Source organism: Novosphingobium pokkalii (genome assembly GCF_014652855.1).
Taxonomy (GTDB): Bacteria; Pseudomonadota; Alphaproteobacteria; order Sphingomonadales; family Sphingomonadaceae; genus Novosphingobium; species Novosphingobium pokkalii.
In genome coordinates this window covers 217,718-238,486 of sequence record NZ_BMZP01000006.1, presented here as the reverse complement: position 1 = coordinate 238,486, position 20,769 = coordinate 217,718, and the positions used below count along the sequence as shown (strand labels likewise).

17 protein-coding genes are annotated in these 20,769 nt (G+C 65.6%); 10 read left to right on the top strand and 7 right to left on the bottom strand.

Features of this window, described 5'->3' with window-relative positions; all coding sequences use genetic code 11:
- The first annotated feature begins 170 nt into the window (after positions 1-170).
- Entirely contained in the window at positions 171-1,451 is a 1,281-nt protein-coding gene (locus IE191_RS08795) for a polyhydroxyalkanoate depolymerase (RefSeq protein WP_191323984.1), read from the top strand.
- A 25-nt stretch (positions 1,452-1,476) separates the two neighbouring features.
- On the opposite strand, the gene IE191_RS08790 is transcribed toward IE191_RS08795, so the two are convergent.
- Together IE191_RS08790 and IE191_RS08785 are read right to left on the bottom strand one after the other, a co-directional pair.
- Positions 1,477-2,835 (bottom strand): putative O-glycosylation ligase, exosortase A system-associated, encoded by a 1,359-nt coding sequence (locus IE191_RS08790; RefSeq protein ID WP_191324020.1) that lies wholly within the window; start codon positions 2,833-2,835, stop codon positions 1,477-1,479.
- Positions 2,828-3,007 (bottom strand): hypothetical protein, encoded by a 180-nt coding sequence (locus tag IE191_RS08785; RefSeq protein ID WP_191323983.1) that lies wholly within the window; start codon positions 3,005-3,007, stop codon positions 2,828-2,830. The genes IE191_RS08790 and IE191_RS08785 overlap by 8 nt, the downstream gene beginning before the upstream one ends.
- Positions 3,008-3,092: 85 nt before the next feature.
- Between IE191_RS08785 and IE191_RS08780 the strand changes: the two genes are divergently transcribed.
- The 4 genes from IE191_RS08780 (at position 3,093) to IE191_RS08765 (ending at position 12,192) form a co-directional block, all read left to right on the top strand.
- A complete protein-coding gene (locus tag IE191_RS08780) occupies positions 3,093-4,325 on the top strand; it encodes a TIGR04063 family PEP-CTERM/XrtA system glycosyltransferase (RefSeq protein ID WP_191323982.1) in 1,233 nt (410 codons plus the stop codon).
- A gap of 94 nt (positions 4,326-4,419) precedes the next feature.
- Positions 4,420-5,898 (top strand): hypothetical protein, encoded by a 1,479-nt coding sequence (locus IE191_RS08775; RefSeq protein WP_191323981.1) that lies wholly within the window; start codon positions 4,420-4,422, stop codon positions 5,896-5,898.
- 206 nt (positions 5,899-6,104) lie between these two features.
- Positions 6,105-10,745, top strand: coding sequence for a glutamate synthase large subunit (gltB, locus tag IE191_RS08770; RefSeq protein WP_191323980.1), 4,641 nt, complete (start codon positions 6,105-6,107; stop codon positions 10,743-10,745).
- Between the two features lie 13 nt (positions 10,746-10,758).
- Positions 10,759-12,192 carry a glutamate synthase subunit beta gene (locus IE191_RS08765; RefSeq protein WP_191323979.1) on the top strand — a complete coding sequence of 478 codons (1,434 nt, stop codon included), beginning with the start codon at positions 10,759-10,761 and terminating at the stop codon, positions 12,190-12,192.
- A 358-nt stretch (positions 12,193-12,550) separates the two neighbouring features.
- Here the strand turns inward: IE191_RS08765 and IE191_RS08760 are convergent, their stop codons facing one another.
- The 5 genes from IE191_RS08760 to IE191_RS08740 all read right to left on the bottom strand — a co-directional run bounded on the left by IE191_RS08760 (position 12,551) and on the right by IE191_RS08740 (position 16,123).
- The gene (locus IE191_RS08760) at positions 12,551-12,838 is read right to left on the bottom strand and encodes a hypothetical protein (RefSeq protein ID WP_191323978.1); all 288 of its coding nucleotides are present in this window, start codon (positions 12,836-12,838) and stop codon (positions 12,551-12,553) included.
- Between the two features lie 99 nt (positions 12,839-12,937).
- Positions 12,938-13,594, bottom strand: coding sequence for a M24 family metallopeptidase (locus tag IE191_RS08755; RefSeq protein WP_229815201.1), 657 nt, complete (start codon positions 13,592-13,594; stop codon positions 12,938-12,940).
- The gene (ung, locus tag IE191_RS08750) at positions 13,591-14,283 is read right to left on the bottom strand and encodes a uracil-DNA glycosylase (protein ID WP_191323977.1); all 693 of its coding nucleotides are present in this window, start codon (positions 14,281-14,283) and stop codon (positions 13,591-13,593) included. The genes IE191_RS08755 and ung overlap by 4 nt, the downstream gene beginning before the upstream one ends.
- Before the next feature lie 2 nt (positions 14,284-14,285).
- Positions 14,286-15,092, bottom strand: coding sequence for a class I mannose-6-phosphate isomerase (locus tag IE191_RS08745; RefSeq protein ID WP_191323976.1), 807 nt, complete (start codon positions 15,090-15,092; stop codon positions 14,286-14,288).
- Complete coding sequence (locus tag IE191_RS08740; protein ID WP_191323975.1) at positions 15,089-16,123, bottom strand: mannose-1-phosphate guanylyltransferase; 1,035 nt, start codon at positions 16,121-16,123, stop codon at positions 15,089-15,091. The genes IE191_RS08745 and IE191_RS08740 overlap by 4 nt, the downstream gene beginning before the upstream one ends.
- 314 nt (positions 16,124-16,437) lie before the next feature.
- Between IE191_RS08740 and IE191_RS08735 the strand changes: the two genes are divergently transcribed.
- The 5 genes from IE191_RS08735 to IE191_RS08715 all read left to right on the top strand — a co-directional run bounded on the left by IE191_RS08735 (position 16,438) and on the right by IE191_RS08715 (position 20,749).
- On the top strand, positions 16,438-17,058 hold the full coding sequence (locus IE191_RS08735) for a ribonuclease D (RefSeq protein WP_191323974.1): 621 nt from the start codon (positions 16,438-16,440) through the stop codon (positions 17,056-17,058).
- Positions 17,059-17,085: 27 nt separating this feature from the next.
- On the top strand, positions 17,086-17,739 hold the full coding sequence (gene lptC / locus IE191_RS08730) for an LPS export ABC transporter periplasmic protein LptC (RefSeq protein ID WP_191323973.1): 654 nt from the start codon (positions 17,086-17,088) through the stop codon (positions 17,737-17,739).
- Positions 17,740-17,765: 26 nt separating this feature from the next.
- Positions 17,766-18,368, top strand: a complete 603-nt coding sequence (locus tag IE191_RS08725; protein WP_191323972.1) for an LptA/OstA family protein — start codon at positions 17,766-17,768, stop codon at positions 18,366-18,368.
- 255 nt (positions 18,369-18,623) lie between these two features.
- A complete protein-coding gene (locus IE191_RS08720) occupies positions 18,624-19,646 on the top strand; it encodes an NAD-dependent epimerase (protein ID WP_308432894.1) in 1,023 nt (340 codons plus the stop codon).
- Between the two features lie 404 nt (positions 19,647-20,050).
- On the top strand, positions 20,051-20,749 hold the full coding sequence (locus IE191_RS08715) for a polysaccharide biosynthesis/export family protein (protein WP_229815200.1): 699 nt from the start codon (positions 20,051-20,053) through the stop codon (positions 20,747-20,749).
- Positions 20,750-20,769: the final 20 nt, after the last annotated feature.

Here is a 20,769-nt window from a genome sequence, read left to right as displayed (position 1 = left end):
CCGCCAGCGATGTCTTGTGGATCGATTACCGCGCGCCCTGTCCATCATGCTGCATTGCAGCCAGCGCGATTCGCAGGCACTATCTTGGTAAACAGCGCGGGATGCCGCGGTGCGCCACGCCATGCCGGCGTGTGTGGCCCGCGTCCTGCGGACAGAAAGGCAAGACCGACGTGCTGTACAAGGCTTATGAAATCCAGCGCTCGCTGATGAATGCGAGCAGCGCCTGGGCCTCGATGATGGCCGACGTGCTCAACGATCCCCGCCTGCCGTTCGCCACTTATGGCCCCAATCAGACTCTCGCCTCGGCGCTGGATGTGTTTGCCCATGCCACGGCGCCACGCGGCAAGCCGGCCTTCGGCATCCGCACCGTGCAGGTCGACGGGCAGACCCATGCGGTGCACGAAACCACCGTGGTCCACCGCCCGTTCGGTGACCTCAAGCGCTTTACCCACGATGGCCTGGGTGCCGACGCGCCGCGCCTGCTGCTGGTGGCGCCGATGAGCGGCCACTATGCCACGCTGCTGCGCGGCACCGTGGAGCGCCTGCTGGAGCGGGCGGAAGTCTATATCACCGACTGGGCCGACGCGAAGTATGTGCCGCTGGCCGAAGGGCATTTCGACCTCGATGACTACATCGACTATCTGATCGGCTTTCTCGAGCACATCGGCCCCGGCGCACACATGATGGCGGTGTGCCAGCCTTCGGTGCCGGCCTTTGCCGCCACGGCCGTGCTGGCCGCGCAGAAGCACCCGTGCCGCCCGCTGACCCTGACGATGATGGGGGGGCCGATCGATACCCGCGAAAGCCCGACAGCGGTCAACGACCACGCCGTGACCAAGCCCTATGTGTGGTTCAAGCACAACGTGATCACCACGGTGCCGGAAAACTATCCGGGCGCCGGGCGGCAGGTCTATCCCGGCTTTGTCCAGCTCACCAGCTTCATGTCGATGAACCTGGGCAGCCACATGATGAGCCATTACAAGCTGTTCCAGCACATGGTGCAGGGCGCGGAAGAAAGCGCGGACGCCACCAAGCGGTTCTACGACGAATATCGCTCTGTCTGCGACCTTCCGGCCGAATTCTATCTCCAGACGGTGGACGTGGTGTTCCAGCGCCATGCCCTGCCCCAAGGCGAATTCATCCATCGCGGCCAGCCGGTCGACCTGGGCGCGATCACCGATACCGCGATCCTGTGCATCGAGGGCGAGAAGGACGACATTTCCGGCATCGGCCAGACCCGCGCCGCGCTCAAGGTCACGCCCAATCTGCCCGAGGCCATGAAGCAGTACTTCATGGCGCCCGAAGTGGGCCACTACGGCATCTTCAACGGCTCGCGCTGGCGCAAGAGCATCGCGCCGGTGGTGGAAGCGTGGATGGCCCGCTTTGCCACGCGCGATGGCGCGGCCGATGGCAAGCCGCGGCGCAACGGCAAGCTGGCCGCCGTGAACTGATACCGGCAGGTCGGCCGGTTTGCCGTCACACCGCGACGGACACCGGCCGGCGTTGCAGGAACGGGGTTGGCGCCGCGCGACGCACGCGGCCGATATAGGCCGAAAGCCCGCATTGCAGCCCCACCAGCATGTAGCAGAACGGCTGGAACGCGATGCCGACGAACGTCGAGCCGACGAGGTAGCAGATCTGCGCCTGCTGCAAGGCATCGGCGAGCGGGGAGACCCAGCCAAATCCTTCGGGCGGGTTGTTGCGATAGCGGCGGCGGATCACTTCCATCTGGAACACGCCCATCAGGTGCAGCAGCAGCCAGAGCGCGAGGCCGGGATAGCCCTGCTCGCCCAGCATCTCGAAATAGGCGGAGTGATAGGCGCGGCCCTTTTCCTCGATGTGCTCGGTCTCGATCGCGGCGTTGTTGTCGCCGGCGTAATCGGCCTTGACCGTGTCATAGCTCACGCTGTCCTGGCGGAATGCATCGAAGCCGCCGCCGAACGGATGGGTCTTGGCAAATTCGATCGTCCATTTCCACACGGCGACGCGGGTGGAGGCGGATTGGTCGGCCTGGTGGTTCTTGATCGTGCTCATGCGCTCGGTGAAGCTGGAGGGCAGCAGCGGCACGGCCACCAGCGCCCCGGCGCAGAGCACGCTGATATAGAGCATGCGCCGCCGGGTGGAGCGCAGCATCATCACCGCCAGCACCACGGCGCAGATCAGCCCGGTGCGTGCCTGGGTGCCCACCGGCATCAGCAGGCAGGCAAAGCAGATCCCGGCGGCAAAGAGCTTGGCCTTCCAATCCGGCTTGAAGATCGTGCCGTGGTTGGCCAGCCACAGCGCCAGGGGAATGACGCACATCGCCACGGTGGAAATGATCGAGCCTTCGTAAAGCCCGGTATTGTCGTTCACCAGCAGGCGCAATTCGCCATAGCCGCCGCCCGAGGACAGCGTCTTGATGCCCCCGCCGATGACGATCACGCCCACCGACAGCACCATGGTCAGCGCCAGGGCCTCGATCCGCAGGCGCGTGCGCAGCGTCAGCGGCAGGAACAGCGCGAAGATCAGTGCTTTCCACACCCAATCCCACTTTGCGGCCGCTTCCACCGGGAAATCGGCGGTGCGCGTGGTGAGGCCGCAATAGACCAGCAGCATCAGCAGCACGAACTGGCGCGGGGAAATGCGGATGCCGTTCTTGTCCTCGGCCACGATCCAGCCGAGCAGGGCGCAGGAAAAGGCGATCAGCGAGATCGGGATATGGGTGAGGAAGCCCCAGCTCACCTTTTGCGGCGCGACGATGTCGATATAGGCATAGGCCAGCACGAACAGGAACGGCCGCTTGAGCCCGGCGCCCAGGAACGCGAGGCAAAATGCGGTGAAGAACAGGTCAAGCATCGCGCCGCTCGCTTTGCTCATCTGCTGCAGGGGCGCGCGGGCGCCGGCCCATCAGCGGCTGGCGGCGATTGGGCAGGGCCGGGTCATCGTCGAGGTCGGCGCGGTGGACGAGCTTCCAGATCATCAGCGCCATCAGCACATGCGGCAGGAAGATGGTTATCTTGTCGATCATCGCCCTGGCCTGCGTCACATCCTTGCCCGGCCATAGTGCTACAAGGTTGACGCGGCGTTAAGGCTTCCTGTGCAAAGGGATGGGCATGGCCCGGATTCTCCACGTCCTCGATCATTCGCTGCCGCTGCACAGCGGCTATACCTTCCGCACGCGCGCGATTCTCAAGGCGCAGCAGGGGCACGGGCTGGAGGTGCGCGGGGTGACCGGCCTGCGCCATGCCGGGCCGGCGATGGCAGATGATCCGGAAACCCACGATGGCCTGCTGTTCCACCGCACGCCGGGCGAGGCTGGCGGCCCGCCGGGCCTGCGCGAATGGCGCGAGGCGGGGTTGCTCGCCGATCGCATCGTCGATCTGGCGCGCACCTGGCGGCCCGATGTGCTCCATGCCCACAGCCCGGCCTTGTGCGGGCTGGCGGCGGTGCGGGCCGGGCGGCGGCTGGGCCTGCCGGTGGTCTATGAAATCCGCGCGTTCTGGGAAGATGCGGCGGTGGGCAATGGCACCGGGCGGGCCGGTTCGGCGCGCTACTGGTTGACGCGGCAACTGGAAAACCGCGTGGTGGCCGGTGCCGATGCCGTGGTCACGATCTGCCAGGGCCTGAAAGACGATCTGGTTGCGCGCGGGGTGGCGCCAGGCAAGATCACGATCATGCCCAACGGGGTGGACCTGGCGCTGTTCGGCACTCCGCCGGCGCCCGATCCGGCCCTGGCGCAGGAACTGGCTCTGGGCGAAGGGCCAGTCATCGGCTTTCTCGGCAGCTTCTATCCCTATGAGGGGCTGGACGACCTGATCGCCGCGATGCCGGCCATCGTGGACGCCGTGCCCGGCGCGCGGCTGCTGCTGGTAGGCGGTGGGCCGGCGGCAGAGGCCCTGCGCGCGCAGGCGGCGGCGAGTCCGGCAGCCCACGCCATCCGCTTCGTCGGCCGCGTGCCGCATCACGAGGTGGACCGCTATTATGCCCTGGCCGATGTCGTCTGCTATCCGCGCAAGGCCATGCGCCTGACCGATCTGGTCACCCCGCTCAAGCCACTGGAGGCCATGGCCCAGGGCAAGCTGGTGGCGGCAAGCAATGTGGGCGGCCACCGCGAACTGATCGCCGATGGCCAGACCGGCACCTTGTTCGCGCCCGATGATCCGGCGGCGCTGGCGCGCGCGATGATCGCGCTGTTCGCCCGCCGCGCTGGCTGGGATGGGCAGCGGCAGGTGGCGCGCGCCTTTGTCGAGCAGGCGCATGACTGGGCTGCCAACGCGGCGCGTTATCTTCCCGTTTACCAAGGCCTGATAGCCCAAGGGGTGGACAAGCCCGGCCTGGCTGCCTGAATTGTCAGGGGATTGGTCGCGCCGCAGGCTTGCGCCCAGACCGATTCGCCCGCCACGATGGGCGCGCGGTTGCAGCAACGGGGGTAAGCACAAGGTGACGAAGACCACGCGCAAGGCACGGGCCAAGGCCAAGCCGATCACCGCGCACCGGCTGTTCCCGGCCTTTGCCGGCCTGTGGTTCGCCGCCTTGCTGGGCCTTGTCAGCTTCGTCGTTCCGGTCGAACTGCTGCAACGCGCCGTTGTCGCCAGTGGATTGCCCCATCTCGTTGCGGCGGCGGCCCCGCCGCTCGGCTTTACTGCCCGCGCCCTGGTGGCGCTGCTGCTTACCGGCTTTGGTGGCATGCTTGGTCTGGTCCTGGGCTGGCGGCTGGGCGCGCGCCATCGCGTTCCGGTCGATCCCGCGACGGCGCTGGAAGCGGAAAACGCCGCGCCGATCGCCCCGCGCGTGCGGGCCCGCGACGCGCATCCCGATGCGCCGCCGCGCCGCCCCCTCGTGGTCAGCGATGACATGATCGACGAGGCGGAAACCACGATTCTCACCGACGAAGCGCTGGGCGCTTCGCTGCGCCGCCGCCCGCTGGTGGCCGCCGACCTGGCCCCGCTGCGCGCGCCGCTCGACCCGGCCGAAGACCTGCAACCCGGTGGCAGCGATTTCGCCGCCGCCGCGTTTGATCCCTTCGCGATCTACGAGAGCGAGGCCGAGACCGAAATCGAGCCGGCCGTTCCCTTCACGCCGCCTGCGTTCCTGGCCGAAGCGCTGAACGAGACGGCGCCGATTGCCGCAGACGAACCCGCCGACATCGCACCGGTCGAAGACGAACCAACCATTGTGGACGCGGAAATCGCCCCGGCGGAAGAGACCGTGGCACCGGTTGCCGATGGCCTGGCCGATCCGGACGACGCCCATGAACCCACGGCGCCCGAAGCCCCGGCGGTTCCCGCGCCGTCGCTCTTTGCGCTCGCGCGCGAGGTGGCTAGTGCCAGTGGCCGTTCGCCCGTCGCGCAGGCCGATCTCGACGGCCTGGGACTGGTGCAGCTCGTCGAGCGGCTGGCCCTGGCCATTGCCGATCACCGCCGCGCGCTCGACAGTGCGGCGCCTGAAATGCCCGCGCCCGATGCGGGCGCGCCGTTTGCCGATCCGCAGAGGGGCAGTGAACGCGCCGCTGTGCTCGACATGCCGCGCCTGGACCGGTTGCGCCAGGCAGATCCGGCCACGCCCGGGGCAAGCGCCGGCGAGTCCGCCGTGCTCGAAGAGCGCTATTCCTCGCTGCTCGACATGGCCGCAGCGGTGCGCCGCGCCGATCCGGCACGTCAGGGGCCGGCAGGTGCCAGTGCTGCACTGCCGCAGCCGGTTGTGATCTTCCCCGGCCAGGGCCGCGCCCAGCGCCACGATGGCGACAGCGCCGCCGCTTCCGCGCCCGCACCGTTCGAGCGCCCCTATCTCGCCGCTGTCCCCAGCCGTTTTCAGCAGGTTGAGGCGGGCGAGGGCGATGCCCTGCCGGATGCCACCAGCACCGAGCAGGCGCTGCGCGATGCGCTGGCCACGCTCCAGCGGATGACTGCCAACCGCTGACCCCTGTGATCGCATCGTCCTGCTGCGGTGCGACATTTAAGCATCGCATCCGTATTTCCCTGTCCGGTTTCCCATTTGGGCGGTCCTCCCCGGTTGCAAAATAACTTTCCAACAGTCATGGGGGATTCTCGCGCAATTTTTGACGCATTCCCGCGTCGTGATTCGTGCGAGCTGTGTTTTTTTTGGGTGTAGGGACGATCAACGCGATGGGATTTCCGCCGGTTCAGGGCCTGTATGATCCGCGTAACGAGCATGACGCATGTGGCATGGGCTTCATCGCCCACATCAAAGGCGTCAAAAGCCACGCGATTATTGGCCAAGCCCTGGAGATTCTGCGCAATCTCGACCACCGTGGCGCGGTGGGCGCCGATCCGCTGCTGGGCGATGGCGCCGGCCTGCTGATCCAGTTGCCCGACCAGTTGTTCCGCAAGTGGGCGGCTGGCGAAGGCAAGGAACTGCCGCAGCCGGGCGACTATGCCGTGGCCATGTGCTTCCTGCCGCAGGATGAAGCGGCGCGCACGTTCGTGATCGAGAAGTTCGAAAAGTTCATCGCCAAGGAAGGTCAGGAACTGATCGGCTGGCGCGATGTGCCGACCACGCTCGATGGCCTGGGCAAGACCGTGATCGAATCGATGCCGGTGATCCGCCAGTGCTTCATCAAGCGCGGCGAGAACTGCGCCAACCAGGACGCTTTCGAGCGCAAGCTGCTGGCGATCCGCAAGCAGACGCAGAACCCGCTGGCGGCCATGGCCGAAAAGCACGGCCTCCCCGGCGTGACCGAGCTCTACATGCCGAGTTTCTCCTCGCGCACGATCGTCTACAAGGGGCTGCTGCTGGCCGGCCAGGTCGGCTCGTTCTACGACGATCTGCGCGATCCGGACTGCGTTTCGGCGCTGGGCCTGGTGCACCAGCGCTTCTCGACCAACACCTTCCCGAGCTGGAAGCTGGCGCATCCGTTCCGCTTCGTGGCGCACAACGGTGAAATCAACACCGTGCGCGGCAACGTCAACTGGATGAACGCGCGCCGCCGCACCATGGAATCCGAGCTGCTCGGCCCGGATCTCGACAAGATGTGGCCGCTCATTCCGCATGGCCAGTCCGACACCGCCAGCCTCGACAATGCGCTCGAACTGCTGGTCGCGGGCGGCTACGGCATTGCCCATGCGATGATGATGCTGATGCCCGAAGCCTGGGCGGGCAACGCGCTGATGGATGCCAAGCGCCGCGCATTCTATGAATACCATGCCGCGCTGATGGAACCGTGGGATGGTCCGGCTGCCGTGGCCTTCACCGACGGGCGTCAGATCGGCGCCACGCTCGATCGCAACGGTCTGCGTCCCGCACGCTTCTCGATCACGCGCGACGATCTGGTGTGCATGGCCTCGGAAAGCGGCGTCCTGCCGTTCCGCGAGGAAGACATCGTGCGCAAGTGGCGCCTCCAGCCCGGCCGTATGCTGCTGATCGACCTGGAACAGGGCCGCATCGTCGAGGATGACGAATTGAAGGCCGAGCTTTCGGCGGCCGAGCCCTATGAGGAGTGGCTGGGCGCGGCCCAGTACAAGCTCAAAGAGCTCGAAGTGGTCGAGCCCGAAGTCGTGACGCTGCCCACCGCGACCGACAGCCTGCTCGATCGCCAGCAGGCCTTCGGCTATACCCAGGAAGACGTCACCAAGTTCCTGGAGCCGATGGCGGCCGTGGGCGAAGACCCGATCGGCTCGATGGGCACGGACACGCCGATTGCCGTGCTCTCCAAGCGTTCGCGCCTGCTCTACGACTACTTCAAGCAGAACTTCGCCCAGGTCACCAACCCGCCGATCGACCCGATCCGCGAGGAACTGGTGATGAGCCTGGTCTCGATGATCGGCCCGCGCCCCAACCTGCTCGGCCATGACGCCGGCAGCCACAAGCGCCTGGAAGTGGACCAGCCGATCCTCACCAACGAGGACGTGGCCAAGATCCGCTCGGTCGAAGCCGCGCTCGATGGCGCGTTCCGCACTGCGACGATCGACACCACCTGGGACGCAGCCACCGGCGCCGATGGCCTGGCCATGGCGATCAAGGAAATGTGCTGGGCCGCGACCGAAGCGGTGCTGGCCGACAAGAACATCCTGATCCTGTCGGACCGCGCGCAGAGCGCCGATCGCATTGCCATGCCGGCGCTGCTGGCGACGGCCGCCGTGCACCACCATCTGGTGCGCCAAGGCCTGCGCATGCAGACCGGCCTGGTCGTGGAAACCGGCGAAGCGCGCGAAGTGCACCACTTCTGCGTGCTGGCCGGCTATGGCGCCGAAGCGGTGAACCCCTACCTGGCGTTCGAGACGCTTGAGGCGATCCGCATCGACAAGGGCCTGCCGCTGACACCCTATGACGTTCAGAAGAACTACATCAAGGCAATCGGCAAGGGCATCCTCAAGGTCATGTCCAAGATGGGCATCTCGACCTATCAGTCCTATTGCGGCGCGCAGATCTTCGACGCGGTCGGCCTGTCTTCGGCGTTCATCGACAAGTACTTCACCGGCACGGCCACCTCGATCGAGGGCGTCGGGCTTCAGGAAGTGGCCGAGGAAACCGTGCGTCGCCACGCCACGGCCTATGGCGACAATCCGATCTACAAGAAGATGCTCGACGTGGGCGGCATGTACCAGCTCCGCCTGCGCGGCGAAGAGCATGCCTGGACGGCCGGCAACATCGCCAGCCTGCAACACGCCGTGCGCGGCAATATTCCTGAAAAGTACAAGGAATTTGCCCAGACGATCAACGACCAGTCGGAACGGATGCTCACCATCCGTGGCCTGATGGACCTCAAGCCGGCCGACCAGCCGCTCAGCCTCGACGAGGTCGAACCGGCGAGCGAGATCGTCAAGCGGTTCGCCACCGGGGCGATGAGCTTCGGCTCGATCAGCCGCGAAGCGCACACCACGCTGGCCATCGCGATGAACCGCATCGGCGGCAAGTCCAACACCGGCGAAGGCGGCGAGGAGCCCGATCGCTTCAAGCCGCTGCCCAACGGCGATTCGATGCGCTCGGCGATCAAGCAGGTCGCTTCGGGTCGCTTTGGCGTCACGGCCGAATACCTCGTCAATGCCGACGACATCCAGATCAAGATGGCCCAGGGCGCCAAGCCCGGCGAAGGCGGCCAGCTTCCGGGTGACAAGGTCGACAAGGTGATCGGCAAGACCCGCCACTCGACTCCGGGTGTCGGCCTGATTTCGCCGCCGCCGCACCACGACATCTACTCGATCGAAGACCTCGCCCAGCTCATTCACGATCTCAAGAACGTGAACACCAAGGCGCGTGTCTCGGTGAAGCTGGTGTCGGAAGTGGGCGTGGGCACCGTGGCCGCCGGCGTGTCCAAGGCGCGGGCCGACCATGTCACGATCTCCGGCTATGAAGGCGGGACCGGCGCTTCGCCGCTCACCTCGCTGACCCATGCCGGCAGCCCGTGGGAAATCGGCCTGGCCGAAACCCAGCAGACCCTGCTGCTCAACAACCTGCGCAGCCGCATCTGCGTGCAGGCCGATGGCGGCCTGCGTACCGGGCGCGACGTGGCGATTGCTGCGCTGCTCGGTGCCGACGAGTTCGGCTTTGCCACCGCGCCGCTGATCGCGGCCGGCTGCATCATGATGCGCAAGTGCCACCTCAACACCTGCCCGGTGGGCGTGGCCACCCAGGACCCGGTGCTGCGCGCGCGCTTCACCGGCCAGCCCGAGCACGTGATCAACTACTTCTTCTTCGTCGCCGAAGAGCTGCGGGCGATCATGGCCGAAATGGGCTTCCGCACCGTGGCCGAAATGGTCGGCCGGGTTGACCGGCTCGATACCCGCAAGGTCGTGGCGAACTGGAAGGCGCAGGGCGTCGACCTGTCGCGCCTGCTCCACAAGGTGGAACCGGTCGCCGGCACCAGCCTCAACTGGACCGGGCACCAGGACCACGGCCTCGATGCCGCGCTCGACAACGACCTGATTGCAGCCGCCGCTCCGGCGCTGGAATCGGGCCAGGCGGTGCGCATCGAACGGTCGGTGATCAACGTCAACCGCACCGTGGGCGCCATGCTCTCGGGCGAAGTGGCACGACGCTATGGCCATGCCGGCCTGCCCGACAACACGATCAACGTGGCGTTCAAGGGTGTAGCTGGCCAGTCGTTCGGCGCGTTCCTCGCCCATGGCGTGACGCTCGACCTGGTCGGCGATGCCAACGACTATGTCGGCAAGGGCCTGTCGGGTGGCCGCGTGATCGTGCGCCAGCCGGCCCATGTCGAGCGCGAGGCGGCCGAGAACATCATCGTCGGCAACACCGTGCTTTATGGCGCGATCGCCGGGGAAGCGTTCTTCAACGGCGTGGGCGGCGAACGCTTTGCCGTGCGCAATTCGGGCGCCCTCGCGGTGGTCGAAGGCACCGGCGACCATGGCTGCGAATACATGACCGGCGGCGTGGTCGTCGTGCTGGGCAAGACCGGGCGCAACTTTGCCGCCGGGATGTCTGGCGGCGTGGCCTATGTCTATGATGTGGACGGCAACTTCGCCTCGCTGGTGAATGGCGCCATGGTCGATGTCCTCCCGGTTTCGGCCGCGCGCGACGAAGACGATGGAGCCGGTCGCCCACAGCAGCGCGGGGTTGACGTCAACGACTTCGGCATGGGCGACATGCTGCGCCACGATGCCGAACGCCTGCGCGTGCTGATCGAACGCCACCTGCTGCACACCGGGTCCAAGCGGGCTCGCGCGATCCTCGACAACTGGGATCAGGAAGTGTCGCGTTTCGTCAAGGTCATGCCGCGCGACTATGCGCGTGCGCTCCGCCAGCTTGAGGCCGAACGCCTCGAAGCCGCTTCGGTCGCTGCGGAATAAGGAATAGAATACAATGGGTAAGGCAACCGGCTTTCTCGAACTCGATCGCAAGGACCGGGGCTATGACGCCCCGGCCGAGCGCCTGAAGCACTATCGCGAGTTCATCGTTCCGCATGACGAAGCCTCGCTCAAGGGCCAGGCCTCGCGCTGCATGAACTGCGGCATTCCCTATTGTCACAACGGCTGTCCGGTGAACAACCAGATCCCGGACTGGAACCACCTGGTCTACGAAAGCGACTGGCGCGAGGCGCTGGACAACCTGCACTCGACCAACAATTTCCCGGAATTCACCGGCCGCGTCTGCCCCGCTCCGTGCGAGGCAGCCTGCACGCTCAACATCGTCGACCAGCCGGTCACCATCAAGTCGATCGAATGCGCGATCGTCGACAAGGGCTGGAAGGAAGGCTGGATCGAGCCGCAGGTTCCGGCCAGGAAGACCGGCAAGTCGGTGGCCGTGGTCGGCTCCGGCCCGGCGGGCATGGCCGCCGCGCAGCAACTGGCGCGCGCGGGCCATTCGGTGACCGTGTTCGAGAAGTCGGACCGCGTCGGCGGCCTGCTCCGCTACGGCATTCCCGACTTCAAGATGGAAAAGCACCTGATCAACCGTCGTCTCGTGCAGATGATGGCCGAAGGCGTCGATTTCCGCACTTCGGTGGAAGTGGGCGTGACCGTGTCGGTCGACTCGCTCAAGGAAAACTTCGACGCGGTGGTCTTGGCCGGTGGCGCGGAAGACCCGCGCCCGATCGGCATCCCCGGCTTTGAACTGCCGGGCGTGCGCTTCGCCATGGAATTCCTGACCCAGCAGAACAAGCGCGTGGCCGGCGACGATGAAATCCGCGCCGCGCCGCGCGGTTCGCTCACCGCCACGGGCAAGCATGTTGTGGTGATCGGCGGCGGCGACACCGGCTCTGACTGCGTCGGCACGTCCAATCGCCAGGGCGCGCTGTCGGTCACGCAGCTTGAAATCATGCCGCGTCCGCCGGAAAAGGAAGACAAGGCGCTGACCTGGCCGAACTGGCCGCTCAAGCTGCGCACCTCGTCGAGCCACGAGGAAGGCGTCACCCGCGAATTCGCCGTGCTGACCAAGCGCGTGGTCGGCGAAAACGACGTGACCGGCCTGGAATGCGTCCGCGTCGAATGGGGTGACGGCAAGATGCAGGAAGTGCCAGGCAGCGAGTTCGTGCTCAAGGCAGACCTGATCCTGCTGGCCATGGGCTTTGTCGGCCCGCGCAAGCAGGGCCTCATCGAACAGGCCGGCGTCGATCTCGACGCGCGCGGCAACGTCAAGGGCAACACGGTGGACTACAAGACCAGCGTGGACGGCATCTTCGCCTGTGGCGATATGCGCCGGGGCCAGTCCCTGGTGGTCTGGGCCATCCGCGAAGGCCGCCAGTGCGCCCGCGCCGTGGACGAAGCCTTGATGGGCGTGACCGAACTGCCGCGCTGAGCGGTTGGCCTGGTTTGCGAATGAACGAGGGCGCCCCGCAACGGGCGCCCTTTTTCGTGGCAATCAAACGCCTCGTCACCCCGGACTTGATCCGGGGTCCAGCTTGCAGATGGGCTATGCAGCCGACGCCTGAGATAGGTTGAAGCCTGGACCCTGAAACAAGTTCAGGGTGACGACGGTGTGAAGTTATGTATGTTTTCGCGCTACATTGGCTCGCGCTACATTGGCCAATGCGAGCGGAATTTTTCGCGCAGAGGCATAGGGAGTAGTTTCTCCGCGCCTCTATCCGAGCCAAACTTAAAAGATGTCTGGGTATGAAGCGCAGACAGCAATGCCCGAAGGCGCCGCAGTTGCGCGCCTAAGCCAGCCTCTTCATTTTGCCGTTGGAGAAGTAACCCACTACTTTGTCGGGCAATTCAGACTGCACTCTCGACAAAATCGTTAGACCTTCTTTGTCCAATCTGGTGACAAGGCTTTCAGGAAAGCCGGCAAAATGTGCAGACTCATATTTGCTTTGCCATTCGGCAATATCCGCTGCCAACAAAGGTGGCAATCCCACGAAATCCGCACGAAGGTAGCCACCATTGACAGCGTCCCGCAGCCCGGTGCCTGATAGCATGCCGTCAATGAGTATATCGGGTTTCATCACTACAGCATAACGTCAAGCCCACTTATCGCAAATAGCAGCCCATTACTAATTCCGCCGGTTCATCAACGCAAACGAACCAACCTTCGGCCGACCTCCTTATCCCAGCAAATCCTCGTAAAACGCGCCGAAAGGCCTGGTCGGATGGCGGATCTGGATTTCGAGGATCCACAGGCCCGGCGTGGGCAGGCTGTCGAGATCGGCGAGTTTGCCGGCCTGGCGCGAGGGATGGGGGTAGTCGGCCACGCGGTGGCCGCGCACGTCGAGGTTGAGGTGCCAGCCCATCGCTTCGGCCTCCTGCGCCGCGCGGGCGTAGAGGGCGGTGCCGCGCACGACGCCGTGGTTCCAGATGGCCGCGACGCGGTGCCACAGGTCGCGGGCGGCGGCGGCGCAGGCGTGCATTTCGGGGTCTTTGCCCACCGCGAACGTGGCGCCGACGTCGGCTTCGTGGCCGAGCAGGACGGGGCCGATGTCGATGAAGAAAATGTCGTTTTCGGCGAGGGTCAGGTCTTCACCGCCCCGGTCGCTGAACACGCGCAGGGTATTGGCGCCGAAGCGCACCACCATGGGGTGCCAGGCCTGGCCCATGCCGAGATCGGCCATGATCGCTTCGCCAACTGCCTTGGCTTCGCTTTCACGCAGGCCGGGATGGATCGCGGCGGCGAGGCGCTCGATGGCGGTCCAGGCCTGGGCCTGCGCCGCGCGCATGGCGGGGAGCGACCAGGCTGGGCCGACGGAATCGACCGCCGGGTTCACGCCGGGTCCACCCGCCAGTCGATCGGGCTTTGCCCATGGCTTTCGAGGAAAGCATTGGTCTTGCTGAAATGGCGGCAGCCGAAGAAGCCGGCGTGGGCCGACAAGGGGCTCGGATGCGGCGCCTTGAGCACGAGATGGGGGCCGGAGGCGAGGCCGGGGACGCGGGCGGCCTTTTTCTGGGCATGGCTGCCCCAGAGCAGGAAGACGATGGGATCGGGCCGGGCGGCGACGGCGGCCACGGCCGCGTCGGTGAATTCCTCCCAGCCCTTGCCCTGGTGCGAGCCAGCCTGGCCGGCTTCCACGGTCAGCGCGTTGTTGAGCAAGAGCACGCCTTGCTCGGCCCAATGCGTGAGATTGCCGTGGGTGGGGCGGGGCAGGCCGAGGTCGCTTTCCAGTTCCTTGTAGATATTGACCAGGCTGGGCGGCACTTTCACGCCGCGCTGCACCGAAAAGGCCAGACCATGCGCCTGGCCAGGGCCATGATAGGGGTCTTGCCCCAGGATCACGACTTTCACCGCCGGCAGCGGGGTCAATTCCAGCGCGGCGAGGCGTTGTCCGCGCGGCGGGTAGATCGTCTTGCCGGCGGCTTCCTCGGCCTTGAGAAAGCCGCCCAGGGCGCGCAGCGGCGGGGTGGCGAGCACCGGGTCGAGCGCCGGCGCCCAGCTTTCCGGGACCGAGGAGGCGCCCAAGATCAGGCCGCCGGGCGGACGATGATCGCCTGGCCTTGCGCGTCGAACGTCAGGGCATCGATCCCCGGCGCCCAGGCGCAATCGCCAGGCTTGAGCGCTTCATCGCCCAGCGTAACCGTGCCGCTGCGCGGGATCACCAGCATGGGGCCGGCGTAATCGGCCGCCAGCGCAGCGTCGGGCAGCCCGTCCACGCGGTGCGCGGTGAAATAGGCGCCGCTGGCCAGTTCCACCGTGCCCGTGTCGGGAATGTGCTTGTGCAGCTTGGGATCGAGCGGCTCGCCCTTGGATACGGCAATCCCGGCATCGAGGTGCAACTCGCGCGGGCGGCCATAGTCATAGAGGCGATAGGTGATGTCGCTGTTCTGCTGAATTTCGATCAGGCTGACACCCGCGCCGATGGCGTGGACGGTGTTGGCCGGAATATAGAAGAAATCGCCCGGCTTGACCGGATGCCACACCAGCATGTCCTCGATGCTGCCGTCGAGCGCGGCGGCGCGCATCGTGTCGTGGTCGATATGCTGGTGGAAGCCCACGCCAAGCGTGGCGCCGGGCTCGGCATCGATCACCAGCCAGCATTCCTCCTTGCCGCGGTCCTTTTCCCCGGCGGCAGCGGCCTGCGCGTCGCTGGGGTGGACCTGCACCGACAGCGCCTCGCTGGTGAAGATGTACTTCACCAGCAGGCTGGGCACTTCGGGCGGCGGCACGAACCAGATTTCGCCGATGCGCTGGCCTTCGGGTGCGTGGAACGGAGCAGGCAGCACGTCCTTGCCCCAGGGCTTTTCGACCGAGCGGATCGGCAGCTTGCTCATTGGTTCACGGCTCCTTCCAGCTTGCCCACCAGTTGCGCGCCTTCGGGCGTGCAGACCAGGATCTCGTCGCCATCGACCACCACGATGAGGTTGCTGGCGCCGACCACCGAAACGCGCGGGCCGTCGCTATGGACCAGCACGTTGCTGCAATTCTTCAGCTCGACCCGGCCCTTGACGGCATTGCCGGTCTCGTCCTTGTCCAGCGCCTCGTGCAGGGCCTGCCAGTTGCCGATGTCGGACCAGGCCATCGTCGCGGGCACCATGGCGGCGCGATCAGTCTTTTCCATCACCGCATAGTCCACCGATTCGCCGGCGATCTTGGCAAATTCCGCCGGATCGGGATGGAAGGCGTTGCCTTGCGCATGGCCCTTGTCGACCGATGCGCGCACGGCGTCGACGATATCGGGCCGGTGCCGTTCCAGCTCGGCCAGGAAATGCCCGGCGCGGAAGGCAAAGATGCCGCCGTTCCAGGCATAGCCGCCATCGGCAAGGAACGCCTTGGCACGGTCCAGATCGGGCTTTTCGACAAACCGCTCGACGCGGCGCCCGTCGCTGTCTTCGATCGGCTCGCCCTGCTTGAGATAGCCGAAGCCGGTTTCCGGTGCAGTGGCGGCGATGCCGAACGACACCAGCCAGTCATCGGCGGCAAGGGCGGCGGCGGCGCGGGCGGCGTTCTGGAACGCCTCGCAATCGCCGATGTGGTGATCGCTGGGGCAAACCAGCATGATGGCGTCCTCGGGCAGGCGCAGCGCGGCCAGCGCGATCGCGGCGGCGGTGTTCTTGCCTTCGGGTTCCACGATGATCTGGCTGGCGGCCGGATCGGGCAACTGGTCGACCACGTGATCGAGGTGGTGGGCGCCGGTCACCACGATCGGCGCCGAGAAGCCGGCGTCCGTGCTGCACCGCAATACGGTGGCTTCGAAAAGGGTGGTGTCGCCCACCAGCGGCAGGAACGGCTTGGGCTTAACTTTGCGCGAACGCGGCCACAGACGGGTGCCGCTTCCGCCGCACAGAATAACCGGTGTGATCATGGTCTTGACGTTCCTGATTTCATGGTCCCGGATGCCATTTCATGGCCTTTTGCAGAGCCTTGCCTCATCCTGCCGAAGGCTTTCCGCGGATTGTCATCCGCATGGGCCGGCAAGGGGGACACGGACGCAGCAGCCTATTCCTAGTGCACGGTGGCAAGGGCGGCAACCGCCAATTCGCTGCACCACGGCATGGCCATTGTGCGTTGCGCAGGGCAGCATGTCCCTGTGGTTGCACTGCACCAGGCCGGTGTCGTCCGTTTGCTGTCCCGGCCTTGGGCTTGCCGCATGGGCCGAACCGGCCTAAGCACGCGGCCATGGCCGTTTACCTGCATGAAGAAGACCTGCCTTCCGCCGATCTGCTGGCGCCGGGCATCGTTGCCGTCGATACCGAGACGATGGGGCTGATCACGCCGCGCGACCGCCTGTGCGTGGTGCAGATTTCCGACGGGCAGGGCGACGAGCATCTCGTGCGGTTCAAGGTCGGCAGCGATTATGCCGCCCCCAACCTGCGCGCCGTGCTGGCCGATCCTTCGCGGCTCAAGCTCTATCATTTCGCGCGGTTCGATCTGGCCGCGATCCATCACTATCTTGGCGTCATGGCAACGCCGGTGTTCTGCACCAAGATCGCCTCCAAGCTGGTGCGCACCTATACCGATCGGCATGGCCTGAAGGATCTGGTGCGCGAACTGCTGGGCAAGGATATTTCCAAGCAGCAGCAATCGAGCGACTGGGGTGGCGCGGTGCTGAGCGATGCGCAACTCGAATATGCGGCATCCGACGTGCGCTATCTTCATGGTGCCCATTCCATTCTCGTGGAACGCCTGGCGCGCGAAAAGCGTTCCGAGATGGCCCAGGCGTGTTTCGACTTCCTGCCGACGCGCGCCTTGCTCGACATTGCCGGGTGGGCCGAACGCGATATCTTCAGCCACGAGTAACCCTGCATCCGCCATGACGTTTCAGCCATGACCATCCAGGCCGACAGCATCCGCAGACGCCGCCAGCACAAGGCCGCCCCCGGTGGGCGGCATGATCGCATGGTGCGCACGCTGGCCGTCGTGCTGCCCGGCCTGATCGGGGCGCTGCTGGCGGTCATGGTGCTCAGCCCGCTGGCGCCGCGTGGGGAAATCAGCTTCCTGCTCGATCGCACCAAAGTGGCCGTGGTGCAGGACCGTCTCAAGGTGGTCAGCGCGATGTATCGCGGGGCGGACAACAAGGGGCGCACGTTTTCGGTGACGGCTGGCAATGCCGTGCAGCATTCGGCGGCGCAAGATGTGGTCCAGCTCAAGGACGTGACCGCCCGGGTCATGCTCAAGGACGGACCGGCCATCCTGACCACCCAGCAGGGCGCCTATGACTATGGGCGGCAGTTCATCACCGTGCCGGGCGCGGTCAATTTCGAAAGCTCCGACGGGTATCGCATGATCACCGAGGGCGCCTCGATCGATCTGACTCACCGGCGCCTGGTCAGCGATGGCCATGTCGATGGCCGCCTGCCCACCGGCACCTTTTCGGCCGATCGCATCGTGGCGGACCTTGACGATCGCGTCGTGACGCTGGAAGGGCATGCCCGTATGCGGATGGATCAGGGCAAGCTTCCCCTGCCGGCCAAGCCGTGATGCGCGATTCGTTGAGGACACCGCCGATGACCGACCCGCTTCCTGCTGCGCCGCGCGTTGACCGCCGCCTGACCACGCGCGCGCTCGCGCTGCGTTCGCTGGCCGGGGGCTTTGCCCTCTCGGCCACGGTCCTGGCCGGTGCCGTCCACCTTGGGGCACAGACGATTGCCAAGCACAATTCCAATGCGCCGGTGGATTTCAGCGCCGATCGCATGGAATTGCAGGACAAGCAGAAGCGGGTGGTGCTGACCGGCAATGTCGATATCACCCAGGAAGACTTGCGTCTCCAGGCCGCGCGTACCACGCTGGCCTATACCGACGCGCAGACCGTTCAGGTGCAGCGCATTGATGCTGCCGGCGGCGTGGTGGTGACGCGGGGCGACCAGCGGGCCAGCGGCAACAGCGCGGTCTACGATATTCCGCGCCGGATCATCACCATGGTCGGCAATGTGGCGCTGCGCCGCGGCAAGGACACGCTCAATGGCGGCCGGCTGGTGATCGATCTCAACACCGGCCTGTCCAGCGTCGATGGCCACAGTGGCGGCGCGCCGAGCGGCACGGGCGGCACCACCACGACGCCGAGCGGGCGCGTTACCGGCACGTTCAACGTGGCCAAGAAAGCCAACTGAGATTCGGTTTGGAAATCCGGCGCGGCGCATTTTCAGTGCGGCACTGGCCCTCTCCCCCACCCGGCCTCCCAACGATGGTACCTTGTGGGAGGCCGGGTGGGGGAGAGGGCCGGTGCCGCAAATCCGGCGCAGCCGGGTTTCCGAACAGACGCCCGGCGCCCGCGCCAAGCATACGAAAGCGTTACCCTTTGTTCGCTTCTGCCAGCTATGGCAGAGCGACGACGGGCGGCTTTCGCCTGCATGTGGAGGCGCACTTTGGCTACCCTGGTTACCGGCAACGCGGGCTTCATCGGTTTTCACACCGCCAAGGCGCTGCTGGAAAGAGGCGATGCGGTGGTGGGCATCGATGTGGTCAACGATTACTATGATCCGGCCATCAAAGAGGCACGGCTGAAGATCCTGGAAGAGACGGCGGCCCGGACGGGTTCGCCGTATCGCTTCTTCCGCGCCAACCTGGCGGATCGCGGCGCGGTGGAGCAGGCCTTTGCCGAGGGCGGCGTGCGGCGGGCGATCAATCTCGCGGCACAGGCGGGCGTGCGCTATTCGATCGAGAATCCCCACGCTTACGTCGAGAGCAACATCGTCGGGTTCACCAATGTTCTCGAAGCCTGCCGCCACGGCGGGATCGAGCATCTGGTCTACGCCTCGACCAGTTCGGTCTATGGCGCCAACACCGCCATGCCGTTCAGCGAGCATGTCGGCGTCGATCATCCGCTGCAATTCTATGCCGCCACCAAGAAGGCCAACGAGTTGATGGCGCACAGCTACAGCCATCTCTATCGCCTGCCCACTACCGGCCTGCGCTTCTTCACGGTCTATGGCCCGTGGGGGCGACCGGACATGGCATTGTTCCTGTTTGCCCGCGCGATTCTGGAAGGCAAGCCGATCAATGTGTTCAATCACGGGAATCACACCCGTGACTTCACCTATGTGGATGATATCGTGGCCGGCGTGATCCGCGCGCTCGATCGTCCGGCCCAGCCCGATCCGGCGTGGGATGCGGCCCGCCCCGATCCTGCCACGTCCAACGCGCCCTATCGCATCTACAACATCGGCAACAACGCACCGGTCAAGCTGACCGCCTATATCGAAGCACTGGAAGCGGCGCTTGGGCGCAAGGCAGAACGCAATCTCCTGCCGTTGCAGCCGGGCGACGTGCCCGACACCTTTGCCGACGTATCGGACCTCGAGCGCGATCTGGGGTACAAGCCGGCGACCAGCGTGCAGGATGGCGTTTCCCGCTTTGTCGCATGGTTTCGCCAGCATTACGCCGTGTGACCAGGGCGCCGCGGCTGTCGATCGCGCTCACGGCAGGCTTGCAGTCGCCCTTGTTTGCAATGCAGCGCAGGCCTTGCTGCACAAAAAGCCCATGCATGCCGCAGGAACTGGTGCGACGAAACGGCCGATTAGAGCGACAGGGCGGGCTGCGCCTTTTTCGATTGGCGTCGTAATGGATTGGGCATTTGCCGCAATGTGCTAGGAGAAGAGCGCAGTCGCGCACATGCGGGAGGGATATCCGGGCTGCCGTGGGTCAGGCAGAATACTATTGTGCAGAGCAGCATTTGCTGGCATCGCCATGTCAGGGAAATGGGGACGGAGACGCGCGAGGCTCATCGCGTGCTGCGGACCGGCTAAGTTCGGAAATGGCGAGCGCCAGATTTTTTGCAGGAGCTGTGGAACTCGTGAAGTTTCCTACCATCATTGCGGCCACGTTTGCGTCCGCCGCGCTGTCCGCATGCGCGACCACGCCGGTCGGTCCAGAGGTTGCGACCGGTGCCGATGCCTATAAGGTGGCGCCATCCATTTCCGATGCAAAGACGCCGGAGAGTTCGCCAATCGGGGTTGGTGACGAGCTTTCGCTGTCGGTGATGGGCGAGCCGGACCTAAGCTTTGCCAAATTGGTGGTTGATGACGCCGGCCGCATCCAGATGCCTCTGGCCGGATCGGTGAAGGTCAGCGGTCTCTCCCCGGCCGAAGCGTCGCGGTTGATCGAGACCAAGCTGGGCGAGCGTTATCTCAAGTATCCGCAAGTCACGATCAACGTGAACACGGCGGCCGAAAAGTTCGTCTCGGTTGAAGGCCAGGTCAACCACGCCGGTGCCTATCCGGTGAACGCCAGCACCACGCTGCTGGGCGCGGTGTCGATGGCCCAGAGCCCGACGCGCATCGCCAAGCTGAGCGAGACCATGGTGTTCCGCACGGTCAACGGCAAGCGCATGGTCGCCCGATTCGATCTCAACCGGATCCGCAAGGGGGTCGATCCCGATCCGCAGATCCTGGGCGGCGACGTGGTCGTGGTCGGTTTCTCCCAGTTGAAGTCCGGCTATCGGGACGTGCTCCAGATGGCGCCGATCTTCAACATCTTCCTTTTGCGCTTCTAACATCGGCGGTATCGTGTCCA